General features: G+C 74.4%; 10 protein-coding genes. 7 read left to right on the top strand and 3 right to left on the bottom strand.

All coding sequences use genetic code 11. The features are described 5' to 3' along the window. Positions 1–223: 223 nt before the first annotated feature. Together ACR9E3_RS07160 and ACR9E3_RS07155 are read left to right on the top strand one after the other, a co-directional pair. Positions 224–1,678, top strand: coding sequence for a threonine/serine exporter family protein (locus ACR9E3_RS07160; protein WP_460379480.1), 1,455 nt, complete (start codon positions 224–226; stop codon positions 1,676–1,678). Further along, positions 1,644–3,041 carry an alpha,alpha-trehalose-phosphate synthase (UDP-forming) gene (locus tag ACR9E3_RS07155; RefSeq protein ID WP_460379478.1) on the top strand — a complete coding sequence of 466 codons (1,398 nt, stop codon included), beginning with the start codon at positions 1,644–1,646 and terminating at the stop codon, positions 3,039–3,041. The genes ACR9E3_RS07160 and ACR9E3_RS07155 overlap by 35 nt, the downstream gene beginning before the upstream one ends. On the opposite strand, the gene ACR9E3_RS07150 is transcribed toward ACR9E3_RS07155, so the two are convergent. Beyond that, positions 3,038–4,126 carry a LacI family DNA-binding transcriptional regulator gene (locus tag ACR9E3_RS07150; RefSeq protein ID WP_460379476.1) on the bottom strand — a complete coding sequence of 363 codons (1,089 nt, stop codon included), beginning with the start codon at positions 4,124–4,126 and terminating at the stop codon, positions 3,038–3,040. The genes ACR9E3_RS07155 and ACR9E3_RS07150 overlap by 4 nt on opposite strands. A gap of 169 nt (positions 4,127–4,295) precedes the next feature. Here ACR9E3_RS07150 and ACR9E3_RS07145 point away from each other — a divergent pair, with 169 nt between their 5' ends. From ACR9E3_RS07145 to ACR9E3_RS07130, 4 genes are read left to right on the top strand one after another with little or no spacing between them, the layout of a single operon-like run. Further along, on the top strand, positions 4,296–5,228 hold the full coding sequence (locus ACR9E3_RS07145) for a metal ABC transporter solute-binding protein, Zn/Mn family (protein WP_460379475.1): 933 nt from the start codon (positions 4,296–4,298) through the stop codon (positions 5,226–5,228). 13 nt (positions 5,229–5,241) lie between these two features. Continuing rightward, on the top strand, positions 5,242–6,051 hold the full coding sequence (locus tag ACR9E3_RS07140) for a metal ABC transporter ATP-binding protein (RefSeq protein ID WP_460379666.1): 810 nt from the start codon (positions 5,242–5,244) through the stop codon (positions 6,049–6,051). After that, complete coding sequence (locus ACR9E3_RS07135; protein ID WP_460379473.1) at positions 6,048–6,908, top strand: metal ABC transporter permease; 861 nt, start codon at positions 6,048–6,050, stop codon at positions 6,906–6,908. Before ACR9E3_RS07140 ends, ACR9E3_RS07135 begins: the two co-directional genes overlap by 4 nt. Before the next feature lie 56 nt (positions 6,909–6,964). Continuing rightward, the gene (locus ACR9E3_RS07130) at positions 6,965–8,581 is read left to right on the top strand and encodes an adenylate/guanylate cyclase domain-containing protein (RefSeq protein ID WP_460379471.1); all 1,617 of its coding nucleotides are present in this window, start codon (positions 6,965–6,967) and stop codon (positions 8,579–8,581) included. A 237-nt stretch (positions 8,582–8,818) separates the two neighbouring features. On the opposite strand, the gene rlmB is transcribed toward ACR9E3_RS07130, so the two are convergent. Together rlmB and cysS are read right to left on the bottom strand one after the other, a co-directional pair. Then, positions 8,819–9,832: a 23S rRNA (guanosine(2251)-2'-O)-methyltransferase RlmB gene (gene rlmB, locus ACR9E3_RS07125; protein WP_460379469.1), complete on the bottom strand. Its 1,014-nt coding sequence runs from the start codon at positions 9,830–9,832 to the stop codon at positions 8,819–8,821. A 6-nt stretch (positions 9,833–9,838) separates the two neighbouring features. After that, positions 9,839–11,239, bottom strand: a complete 1,401-nt coding sequence (gene cysS / locus ACR9E3_RS07120) for a cysteine--tRNA ligase (protein ID WP_460379467.1) — start codon at positions 11,237–11,239, stop codon at positions 9,839–9,841. Positions 11,240–11,401: 162 nt separating this feature from the next. Here cysS and ACR9E3_RS07115 point away from each other — a divergent pair, with 162 nt between their 5' ends. Continuing rightward, on the top strand, positions 11,402–12,526 hold the full coding sequence (locus tag ACR9E3_RS07115; RefSeq protein WP_460379465.1) for an NDMA-dependent alcohol dehydrogenase: 1,125 nt from the start codon (positions 11,402–11,404) through the stop codon (positions 12,524–12,526). Positions 12,527–12,530: the final 4 nt, after the last annotated feature.

The raw sequence follows: 12,530 nt of genomic DNA, 5'->3' as shown, positions 1-12,530 counted from the left end.
GTGCCGCGCGCCGCGCGCTGGCAGTGTGGAGGCCGCCGGCCCGCGGGGAGCCCGGCGCGGGCCCGGGCAGGTGCGATCGGGTGGGACGTGGCGCACGCCCGGGCTCCGACAACCACCGTCGTCCACCACACGTCAGGGCAGGTGCTGGATGAAGATTCCCGGTGTGCCCCGTCCACGGCCCGAGCACTCCGGCGAGCAGGGAGAGGAAGGTCCGCCGGTGGGGGTGGCCCAGCGAGCCCGCGGTTCGCTCCGTCGACAGTTCCCCGTCGCACCCGATCTGAGCCGGGCGATCGACGCCCCGACCGTCCGGGACAACCTGCTCCCCGCGGTCACCGGCCCTCAGGTCGCCGACGACACGCTCGTGCTGCGGGTGCTCGACCTCGCGCTGCGGATCGGCGAGGTCCAGCTCGCCACCGGGGCCGGGGCGGCCGTCGCGTACGACACGATGCTCAACATCGCGAGCGCCTACGGCCTCCCGACGTGCGACGTCGACATCGCGTTCTCGACGATCACCATGTGCTGTCACCGCGGCAACGAGGCCGGGCCGGTGACGACCATGCGCAACGTCCGCTACCGGACCCAGGACTACACGCGGCTCACCGAGATCGACGAGCTCATCGCCGCGGTCGTCGACACCGACGAGCCCCTGCCGGTGGAGGAGGCGAGCACCCGGCTGCGGCACGCCGTGCAGGCCCCGCACCCGTACCCGCGGTTCGTCGCCGGGCTCGCACGGTCGCTGTTCGCGGGGGCGGTCGCGTTCCTCATCGGCGGCGGCGCGCTGGTCGCGGTGCTGTCGGTCCTGGCCACGGGCGTGATCTGGGCCGCAGCGCGCTGGCTGCGCCAGCGCCGGGTGCCGCTGTTCTTCCAGCAGATGGTCGGCGCGGCCATCGTGACGCTCAGCGCGACCTCCCTGGCCTGGTCCGGGATGCTCGACGACTCGCCGGCGTTCGTCATCGCCGCCGGGATCGTCGTGCTGCTCTCGGGGCTCTCGCTGGTCGGTCTGGTGCAGGACGCCATCACCGGCTTCCCCTTGACCGCCGCCGGCCGGGCCGTCGAGGTCGTGATCGCGTCGGCCGGGCTGCTGGTCGGCGTCGTCGTCAGCATCAAGCTGGTGGGGGCGGTCCTCGGCACGGACGCGGGCGCGTACGCGGCGGTCGTCCCGCCCGGGCCGGAGCCTTCGCTGGACCCGCTGTCGCTGATCGCGGCCGCCGCGGCCGGGGTGCTGTTCGCCCTGTCGGCCTACGCGCCGTGGCGCTCGCTGCCGCTGGCGGCGCTGGCCGGGGCGACCGCGTGGGCCGGCAACTCGATCCTCGGGCTGTTCGGGGCCGGCGAGGTCGTCGCGCCCGCCCTCGCCGCCGCGGCGCTGGGGCTCGTCGCGATGCTCCTGCCCCGCCTCCTGGGTACCCCTCCGTTGGTGCTGGTGGTCGCCGGGATCACGCCGCTCCTGCCGGGTCTGACGATGTACCGCGGGTTCTCGCAGCTCGCGTACGACAGCGTCGCCCAGGGAGCGGTCACGATCCTGCTGGCCCTGACGGTCGGTCTCGCTCTCGCGGCCGGGGTCTCGGTCGGGGAGCAGATCGGCTGGCCCCTGCAGCGGCTGGCCCGCCGTCTGCTGCCCGGAGTCACCGCGGAGGAGCGAGCACGTGACGCACGCCGAGGACGCCCCCGGGTCTTCTGACCTGCTGGTGGTGGCCAACCGGTTGCCCTTCGACCTCGACGCCGACGGCGCGTGGCACCGCAGCCCGGGTGGGCTGGTCACCGCGCTGGAGCCGACCCTGCGCGCCCGCGGCGGCGCGTGGGTCGGCTGGCCCGGTCGGCCGGACGCCGAGCCCGAAGCGTTCGACGACGACGGCCTGGCGATCCGTCCCGTACCGATCAGCGCGGACGAGGTCGCGACTTACTACGAGGGCTTCGCCAACGCCACCCTGTGGCCGCTCTACCACGACGTCGTGGCCACGCCCCGGTTCGACCGCGCCTGGTGGGAGGCCTACCGGACGGTCAACGAGCGCTTCGCGGACGCCACGGTCGCGGCCGCCGCGGAGGGGGCGACGGTCTGGGTGCAGGACTACCAGCTCCAGCTGGTCCCGCGGCTGCTGCGCGAGCGGCGCCCCGACCTGCGCATCGGCTTCTTCCTGCACATCCCGTTCCCGCCCGCGGAGCTGTTCGCCCAGCTGCCGTGGCGGCGGCCGGTGATCGAGGGCCTGCTCGGCGCCGACGTCGTCGGGTTCCAGACGGCCGGAGGTGCCGAGAACTTCCGCCGCGTCGCCACCCGCCTCACCGAGGCGACGCCCGACGACGCCGGGCTCACCGCACCCGACGGGCGCAGCGTCACCGTCGCCGCCCACCCGATCTCCGTGGACTCCGCGCACCTCGACGGGATGGCCCGCGAGCCGGACACGACGAAGCGCGCCGAGGTCCTGCGCCACGAGCTCGGCGACCCCCGCACGGTCCTGCTGGGCGTCGACCGCCTCGACTACACCAAGGGCATCGACGTGCGTCTGCAGGCGTTCGCCGAGGTCCTGGAGAGCGGGCGGCTCGACCCGGCCGAGACCGTCCTCATCCAGGTGGCGACCCCCAGCCGCGAGCGCGTCGAGCACTACGCCGAGATGCGCGACGACATCGAGCTCACCGTCGGCCGGATCAACGGCGCCTACGCCTCGGTCGGCCGGCCCGTCGTGCACTACGTGCACCAGTCGACGCCGCGCGAGGAGCTCGTGGCCTTCTACCGCGCCGCCGACGTCATGCTCGTGACGCCCTACCGCGACGGCATGAACCTCGTGGCCAAGGAGTACGTCGCCTGCCGGGCCGACGGCGACGGGGCGCTGGTGCTCTCCGAGTTCACGGGCGCCGCCGACGAGCTGGGCGACGGCGCGTTCCTCGTCAACCCCCACGACCTCGACGGCGTCGCCGACGCGATCGTCGCCGCCGCCCGTCCGGACCCCGACGAGGCCCGGCGCCGCATGACCCGGTTGCACGACCAGGTCCTGGAGCACGACGTGGAGCGCTGGGCGGCCGGCTTCCTGGACGCCCTCGGGATCTAGTCCTCCCGCGCCGGCCCCGACGTCGCCCGGGCCAGCAGCTCGGTCGGCAGCAGGAGCGTGCGGGAACGCTGGCGGTCGCCGCGGTCGAGCAGCAGCTCGCCGGCCGCGCGGCCCTTGTCCAGGGTGGGCTGGCGGATCGTCGTCAGCTCGGCGCGCTCGGCGGCCGGGACACCGTCGAAGCCCGTCACGGTCAGCTCGTCGGGCACCACGCGGCCGGCCTCGCGGGCGTGCCGGAGCGCGCCGAGCGCGAGGATGTCGGAGGTGCAGGCGACGGCGGTGACGTCGTGCTGGGCCAGCAGCTGCTCGCACGCGGACGCGCCGGCGGACTCGCTGTGGTCGTAGCGCTCGACGACGGGCACCTTCGTCCAGTCGACGCCGGACTCGGCGAACCCCTCGCGCAGCCCGGCCAGCCGGCGTCGCTGCACCTCGTAGCGGGCGCGCTCCTGGCGCTCGGGGCTCGCGAACCCGTCGTTGCGCTCGGTCGACAGGCGCATGCAGAGCACGCCCACCCGGCGGTGGCCGAGGCTCGCGAGGTGGCGGGCCATGTCGACCATCGCGGCGTGGTCGTCGATGCCGACGCGGTCGACGTCGGAGACGGCGGTGGGCTGGTCGCACACGACCACCGGCACCGGGCGCTCCAGCACGGCGTGGAAATTGTCGTCGTCGTCGGGCATCGAGTACACGACGAACCCGTCGACACCGGCGCGGGCGACGGCGCCGGGGTCGTCGGCCTCGGGGCTGACCGGGACGAGCAGCAGGCCCGAGCCGTTGTCCTCGCACGCGAGCGCGAGGCCCTCGAGGAACTGCACGGCCACCGGGTCGCGGAACGCGTACGACAGGGCCTCGGTGAGCAGCAGGCCCACGGCGCCGGCCTTGCGGGTGCGCAGGGAGCGGGCGACGGGGTCCGGTCCGGGGTAGCCGAGACGACGCGCGGTGTCGAGCACGCGGCGCCGCAGGGCCGGCGAGAGCTGGTCGGGGCGGTTGTAGGCGTTGGACACGGTCGTCCGCGACACGCCCAGCTCCGCCGCCAGCGAGGCCAGCGTGGCGGTGCGCCGCGATCGGCGCCCCTCGAGTGCCTCTGCCACCGCCCGACGGTATCGACTGTTTCGATCTAGGGCCACTCCGGGCGACGGAACGGCGTCCGTTTGCGACGGGTGTGACCTGCTCAGACGAACCCGACGGTGTCAATCGCTATCGATAACCGTTATCGTTTGCGGTCGAGACACCCCTCCACCCCGACCCAGGAGCCGCCCCGTGCCCGCCGTTCCCCGCCCCGTCCGCCGTCCGGCGGGTCTCGTCGCCGCCGCCCTGGGCGCACTGCTGCTCGTCGCCGGGTGCTCGGGGTCCGGTGACTCCGCGGCCCCGGCACCGGCCGAGGGGCGGACGCTGCAGGTGGTGGCCACGACGAACGTCTGGGGATCGGTCGTCGGCGCGATCGCCGGGCCGGGCGTCGAGGTCCGATCGATCATCCAGGACCCGGCCGCCGACCCCCACTCCTACGAGAGCACCCCGACCGACGCCGCCGCGATCACCGGCGCGGACCTGGTGGTGTTCAACGGCGGCGGCTACGACGAGTGGGTCACCCAGACCCTCGACAGCGACCCCCAGCTGCGCTCCCGCTCGATCGAGGCCTTCGTCCTGCGCGGCGACCAGGCCGAGGAGAACGAGCACGTCTGGTTCGACCCGACCGCGGTCAGGGGCGTCGTGAACCAGGTCGTCGAGCGCCTCAGCGCCCTCGAGCCCGCCCAGGCCGGGGCGCTGCGGGAGCGCGGGGCCGCCTTCACCGCGCGGGTCGACGACGAGGCGGCCCGTCTCGCGGCGATCGGCCAGGCCCGGCCGGACGCCCGCGTCTTCGCCACCGAGCCGATCGCGCACTACCTGCTCGCCACGGCGGGCGTCGCCGACGCGACGCCCCAGGCCTTCAGCGAGGCGATCGAGAACGAGACCGACCCGCCCGCCGGCGTCGTCGCCGAGGTCGGCACCCTGGTGGGGACGCGGGGGGTGAACGCGCTGGTGTTCAATCCGCAGACCGAGACGCCGATCACCGAGCAGCTCCGCGCCGCCGCCACCGGCGCGGGCGTGCCGGTGGTCGACGTGACCGAGACCCTGCCCGCCGGCCAGGACTACCTGACGTGGTTGGACGGGACGCGCACCGCGCTCGCCCGCGCGCTGGGTGCGCCAGCATGAGGAGCATGAGGTCCTGTTCGTGAGCACGACCACGCCGTCGATCCGCCTGGCCGGTGCCGAGGTCTCCCGCGGGGGCCGGACGCTGTGGACCGGCCTCGACCTCGACGTCGCGCCCGGCGAGTTCGTCACGGTCCTGGGGCCCAACGGCTCGGGCAAGACGACGCTGCTCTCGGTCCTGCTGGGGCTGCTGCCGCTCGCGGCGGGCACGTGCGAGGTCGACGGCCGCCCGCCGTCGCGCGGCAGCGCCACCGTGGGGTACGTCCCGCAGCAGACGAGCGTCGACCCGCTGACGCCGCTGCGCGGCCGCGACCTCGTCGGTCTCGGCCTCGACGGGCACCGCTTCGGCCTGCGCTGGAGCGGGCGGACCGAACGGACCCGCCAGGTGCGGGAGGCGCTGCTGCAGGTGGACGCCCTCGAGCTCGCCGACGCCCCTGTCGGGCGGCTCTCGGGGGGCGAGCAGCAGCGGCTGCGGATCGCCCAGGCGCTCGTCGGGGACCCCGACCTGCTGCTCGCCGACGAGCCGCTGCACTCGCTCGACCTCGCCCGCCAGCGCACGGTCGTCGAGCTGCTCGAGCGCCGCCGGCGCGAGCACGGCACCGCGATCGTCTTCGTGACCCACGAGCTCAACCCGGTCCTGCCCGTCACCGACCGCGTGCTCTACCTCGTCGACGGGCGCTTCCGCATCGGCACGCCCGACGAGGTGATGACGTCGGAGACGCTCTCGGAGCTCTACCGCACCGACGTCGACGTCGTCCGCGTGCGCGACCGCATCGTCGTCGTCGGGGCGGAGGACCGGCTCGTGCACACCGGGGGCGGGCCGTGACCTCCACGACGTCGATCCTGGACCTGCTCGCGCTCGACTTCGTCCGCAACGCGCTGATCGCGGGCGTGGTGCTGGCGGTGCTCGCCGGGCTGCTCGGCCCGCTCGTCGTCGGGCGCGGCATGGCGTTCTCGGTGCACGGCACCGCCGAGCTGGCGTTCGCCGGCGGCGCCGGGGCGCTGCTGGTGTTCGGCACCGACGCGATCGGCTGGGGCGCCCTGGTGGGTGCGGTGCTCGTCGCGCTGCTGTTCGGGGCGCTCGGGCGGGCGCAGCGCGAGCGCGACTCGGTGATCGGCGTGCTGCTCTCGTTCGGGCTCGGGCTCGGCGTGCTGTTCCAGGCGCTCTACACCGGGCGCTCGGCCAACAAGTTCGGCCTGCTCGTCGGGCAGATCGTCGGGGTGGACACCGGCGACGTGCTCACGCTGACGGTCGTCGGGGTCGTGGTGCTCGGTGTGCTCGCCGTGGTCCGGCGCCCCCTGCTGTTCGCGAGCCTCGACCCGGACATGGCCGCCGCCCGCGGGGTGCCGGTGCGCGCGCTGTCGATCGTGTTCGCGGTCCTGCTCGGCGTCACGGTCGCGCTCGGCGTGCAGATCGTCGGTGCCCTGCTGGTCCTGTGCCTGCTCATCACCCCCGGTGCGGCCGCCGCGCAGGTCACGGCCTCGCCGACCCTGGCCACCGTGCTGGCGGTCGTGTTCGCCGAGGTCGCCGTGATCGGCGGCATCCTGCTCTCGCTCGGCGCCGGGCTGCCCATCAGCCCGTTCGTCGCCTCGATCGCCTTCGTGATCTACGTGGTCTGCCGGGTGCTCGGGGCGCTGCGGACACGGCGGCGTGTGACGCGGACGGCGCTCGCGACCGGCTGAGTGACCTGCGTCGGTCGCTGCGCCGAACGGGCGAGGGCCGACGCTAGGGTCCGCGCATGGCCGCAGCGCCGCCGACGAGGGCGTCCGACGCACCCGAGGACCGCGGCCTGCGCGCCGTCACCCGGCTCGCCCTCGTGTTCGTCGTCGTCATCCCGAACGTCGTCGGCGCCGGCGTCGTGCTCGTCGTGGCGGCGTGGGTGCTGCCGCTCGGCACGCTCGTCGAGGACGACCCCGGCGCGCTGCTGCGCAACCTGATCGCCTTCGCGGGCTACCTCGTCGTCGCCGTGCTCGTCGGGGTGATCTGGGGGCACGCGCGGATGCGCATCCCGCGCGCGCCCGGGCCGGACGCGACCGAGGCCGCCGTGCGCCGCCACCGCAAGCGCGTGCGACGCGTGGTGCTGCGCGGACCGCTGCGCCTCGCGACCGTCCAGACGGTGCTGTGGGCGGCCGCGCTCGCCCTGTTCGTGGCGCTCAACCTCCCGTCGAGCCCGCGGCTCGGGCTCTCGGTGGGCGTGACGGTCGCGCTCGGCGGGGTCGCCACGGTGGCCGTGACGGCCCGGCTCGTCGAGCGCGTCCTGCGCCGCGAGGTCGCGCGGGTGCTCAACGACCGGCCCCCGAACGACCGCATCCTGCCCGGCGTCGCGCTGCGCGCCGTGGGGTCGTGGGCGCTCGGCACCGCCGTCCCCCTGGTCGGCGTGCTGCTCGCGGCCGCGGCCTCGCTCGTCTTCGGCGGCTACTCGACCGACCGGCTCGCCCTCGTCGTCCTCGTGCTCGGCGGTGTCGCGCTCGTCGTGGGGTTCCTCGTCACCGTGCTGACGGCCAACTCGACGGCGGCCCCGGTGATCGCCGTGCGCCGCGCCCAGCGCCGCGTCGAGGAGGGCGACTACGACGCCGAGGTCACCGTCTTCGACACCACCGAGCTCGGGCTGCTGCAGGCCGGCTTCAACACCATGGTCGGCGGCCTGCGCGAGCGGGAGCGCGTGCGCGACCTCTTCGGCCGCCACGTCGGCGAGGACGTCGCCCGCACCGCGCTCGAGAACGACGTCGAGCTGGGCGGCGAGGTCCGCGAGGTCGCGGTACTGTTCGTCGACCTCGTCGGCTCCACCCGCCTCGCCGCGACGAGGCCCCCGCACGAGGTCGTCGAGACGCTCAACGCGTTCTTCGCGGTGGTCATCGACGTCGTCGAGCAGCACGACGGCTGGATCAACAAGTTCGAGGGCGACGCCGCCCTGGCCGTCTTCGGCGCCCCCACCGAGCTCCCCGACGCCGCCGGCTGCGCCCTGCGCGCGGGCCGCGAGCTCGCGCGGCGCATCGACGCCGAGCTCGACGACATCTCCGCCGGCGTCGGCGTCTCCGCGGGCGAGGCCGTCGCCGGCAACATCGGCGACACGCGACGCTACGAGTACACCGTGATCGGCGACCCGGTGAACGAGGCGGCGCGGCTGACCGAGGCCGCCAAGGAGGTCGACGGCGGCGTCGTCGCCTCGGGCGCGGCGCTGGAACGTGCGGGCGACGAGGCCGGACGCTGGCACGTGATCGAGTCCCGGGTCCTGCGCGGCCGCGAGGCGTCGACGGACCTCGCCGTGCCGAGCCGGAACGCGCCGGCGGCCGGGCCCGCGGCGTCGTCCGAGCCGGGCGAGGTTTCCGACCGGAGGGCACCTTCGCTCGGGTAGGTGGGCGAGGAGCGCCCGTCGCCGGAACGGGGCCGGTGGCGCGCCGGAGATCACGAGCGCGTCAGGCACCTCTGTCGCGCCGATCAGGTGCACAGTGCGCTGGTGATCTCCGCGAGGGGCCGAGCCCGGCGCGCCCGCGCCACCCGGCGCCCCCTCGGTGATCAACGGGGACTTCGCGCGCGTAGAAGCAGCGAACATCCAGTTGAGCACGCCGATAGGGCGTTCGCTGCGACAACCTCAGGCGCGCCGGCGCCGCGCGATCTCCGCCAGGGCGACGCCGGCCGCGACGGAGGCGTTGAGCGATTCCACGTCGCCCGCCATCGGGATCGACACCGTGCCCGTGCAGGTCTCGCCGACGAGGCGGGAGAGGCCCTTGCCCTCCGAACCGACGACGACCACGAGCGGGCCCCGGGCGGCGTCGGGGCCGGCGACGTCGTCGAGGTGGTCGATGTCCGTCGCCGCGTCCCCGTCCAGCCCGACGGCGACGAGGCCGTCGTCGAGCCAGGCCGTCAGGGTGCGGCTGAGGTTCGTCGCGCGGCCCACGGGCACGCGGGCGGCGGCGCCGGCGGAGGTCCGCCAGGCCACCGGGGTCACGCCGACCGACCGGCGCAGCGGCAGCAGCACCCCGTGGGCCCCGAACGCCGCGGCCGAGCGCAGGACGGCGCCGAGGTTGCGGGGGTCGGTCACCCCGTCGAGCGCCACGAGCAGCGGCTCGACGCGGTCGAGGTGGGCGCGCTGGCGGGCCTCCTCGAGCAGGTCGTCGGGGTGGAGGTACTGGAACGCCGGCACCGCGAGCGCGAGGCCCTGGTGCACGGCGCCGTCGGCCATCTTGTCGACGTCGCCGCGCGGGACCTCGAGCACCGAGACGCCGCGCTCGGAAGCCATCTTGATGGCCTCGCGGACACGATCGTCGATCTCGATGTTCTGGGCGACGTAGAGCGCGGTGGCGGGGCTGTGGGCGCGCAGGCTCTCGACCACCGGGTTGCGGCCGAGGACGGTCTGTGGGCCGTCCGGGTCCTCGCGACGGGCGGGGGCACGGCGCGCCGCACCCCGGTCGTCACCGGCGGGCTTGCGGGGAGCCGCCGCCGCGCCGCCCGCGCGGTACGACTTGTGGTTCGGGCGCTTGTCGGCGGGCGGGGTCGGGCCCTTGCCCTCGAGGCTCGACCGCCCCTTGCCGCCCGAACCCTTCGTGGGCCCCTTCTTCGAGCCCGGGTTGCGCCGGGCGCCGGGGCGTCGGGAGTTGCCGGCCATCGTCGGCTACGCACCGTCCTTGAGGGTCCAGGTGGGTCCGTCGGCGGTGTCCTCGACGGTGACGCCGGCGGCGGTGAGCTCGTCGCGCAGGGCGTCGGCGCGGGCGAAATCGCGCTCCGCGCGGGCCCGCGTGCGCTGGTCCAGCAGCGACCCGACCAGCGCCGACAGCGCCTCGCGGGCCGCGTCCCCGGTCCCGCCGCCCGCCGACGACTCCGCCCACACGACGGGGTCGAGGCCGAGGACCCCGGTCATGGCCCGCACGGCGGCGGCGGCCGTGAGCGCCTCGTCCCGCCGGCCGGCGTCGAGCGCGGCGTTGCCGGCGCGGACGGTCTCGTGCACCTCGGCGAGCGCTGCCGGCGTGGCCACGTCGTCGTCGAGCGCGGCGGCGAACGCGTCGCTGATGCGCCCGACCTGGACCGCCCCGACCCGGTCGTTGACGCGGTGCACGAAGGTCTCGATGCGGTGGTACGCGGCGGCGGCCTCGGCCAGCGCGTCCTCGGAGTACTCCAGCGTCGAGCGGTAGTGCGGCGCGACGAGGTAGTAGCGCAGCTCCACCGGCCGCACGCGCGAGAGCACGGCGGGGATGGTCAGCGTGTTGCCGAGCGACTTCGACATCTTCGCCCCGGCCATCGTCACCCAGGCGTTGTGCAGCCAGTACTCGGCGAACCCGTCGCCGGCGGCGCGGGACTGGGCCAGCTCGTTCTCGTGGTGCGGGAAGACGAGGTCGAGCCCGCCGCCGTGGATGTCGAAGCGCGGGCCGAGGTAGTGCGTGGACATCGCGGAGCACTCGAGGTGCCAGCCGGGACGGCCACGCCCCCACGGCGTCGGCCAGTCCGGCTCGCCGGGCTTGGCCGCCTTCCAGAGCGTGAAGTCGCGCGCGTCGCGCTTGCCGCGCAGGTCCGCGCCCTCGCCCTGCTCCATCTCCTCGACCCGCTGGCCGGAGAGCTCGCCGTACGAGGGCCACGTGCCCACCGCGAAGTAGACGTCGCCGTCCACGGCGTAGGCGTGACCGCGGTCGATGAGCCGCTGGATCAGCTCGACCATCTCGGTGATGTGGCCGGTCGCGCGCGGCTCCACCGACGGCGGCAGGCACCCCAGCGCGTCGTACGCCGCGGCGAAGGCGCGCTCGTGCGTCGCGGCCCACTCCCACCATGGACGACCGGCGGCCGCTGCCTTCGCCAGGATCTTGTCGTCGATGTCGGTGACGTTGCGGACGAGCAGCACGTCGTACCCGCTGTGCGCGAGCCAGCGCCGCAGCACGTCGAAGTCGAGACCCGAGCGGACGTGCCCGACGTGCGGGACGCCCTGCACGGTGGCCCCACACACGTACATCGACGCCGTGCCGGCGTGCTGCGGACGGAACTCCCGCAGCTCGCGTCGTGCGGTGTCGTACAGGTGCAGGCTCACCGCCCGGATCCTACGGGCCCACCCCCCGGCCCCCGGCGGCCCATGGCGCAGGGAGCGCGTCCGACCGACCGATCGTTCGGTAACCCCCTTCCCAACGTGTGAGGACAGACATAGAGTCGCGCTCGTCATTCGACGGTTTCGCTACGCGAGGAGTGGTCAGCGTTGTCCATCACGTGCCGGACATCTCTCGTCCGTCAGGCCCCGGGCAAGTACGAGACGGCGACGGTGGAGGTGGACGACCCGCGTCAGGACGAGATCCGGGTGAAGATGGTCGCCTCGGGTCTGTGCCACTCCGACGACCACATCGCCACCGGTGACATCCCGGTCGGCACCTACCCCTTCGCCGGCGGCCACGAGGGCGGCGGCATCGTGGAGTCGGTCGGCCCGAACACCAAGGGCTTCGAGGTCGGCGACAAGGTCCTGTTCTCCTTCCTCCCGGCCTGCGGGCAGTGCCGCTGGTGCGCCACCGGCCACTCGAACCTCTGCGACCTCGGCGCGGGCCTGCTCGCCGGCACCCGCTGGACCGAGGACTCGACCCGCCTGCACCTCGAGGACGGCTCCAACGTCGGCCAGATGTGCGGCATCTCGACCTTCAGCGAGTACTCGACCGTCGCGGTCGACTCGGCGATCAAGGTCGGGCAGGACACCAACCTCGAGGTCGCCTGCCTGCTCGGCTGCTCGGTCGGCACCGGCTGGGGCACCGCGGTGAACGCCGCCGGCGTCTCGCCCGGCGACACCGTGATCATCCAGGGCATCGGCGGCATCGGCGCGAACGCGGTCCAGGGCGCGGCGCACGCCGGCGCGGCCAACGTCATCGCCGTCGACCCGGTCGCCTTCAAGCGCGAGAAGGCCCTCGAGCTCGGCGCGACCCACGCGGTCGAGTCGATGGAGGAGGCCACCGAGATCGCCAAGGGCTTCACCAACGGCCAGGGTGCCGACTCCGCGCTCGTGACCATCGGCATCACCAAGCCCGAGCACGTCGGCGAGGCGTTCGCCTCCATCCGCAAGCAGGGCACGGTCGTCGTCACCGGCCTCGGCGACATCACCGAGATCGGCGTGCCGATCCCGATCGGCGAGCTGACCCTGTTCGAGAAGAGCCTCAAGGGCGCGCTGTTCGGGTCCTCGAACCCGAAGGCCGACATCCCCATGATGCTGAACCTCTACAACGCCGGGAAGCTCAAGCTCGACGAGCTGGTGACCAAGCGCTACAAGCTCGACGAGATCGCCCAGGGCTACGAGGACATGCACGCGGGCAAGAACATCCGCGGCGTCGTGGTCTTCGACTGAGGTA

Source organism: Actinomycetospora sp. C-140 (assembly GCF_054796175.1).
This window is presented reverse-complemented; position numbering and strand designations above follow the sequence as displayed.

What these genes read in the sequence shown, in the direction of transcription:
- ACR9E3_RS07130 (WP_460379471.1), top strand. Translation starts at nt 6,965, where the DNA reads ATGGCCGCAGCGCCGCCGACGAGGGCGTCCGACGCACCCGAGGACCGC.
- rlmB (WP_460379469.1), bottom strand. Translation starts at nt 9,832, where the DNA reads ATGGCCGGCAACTCCCGACGCCCCGGCGCCCGGCGCAACCCGGGCTCG.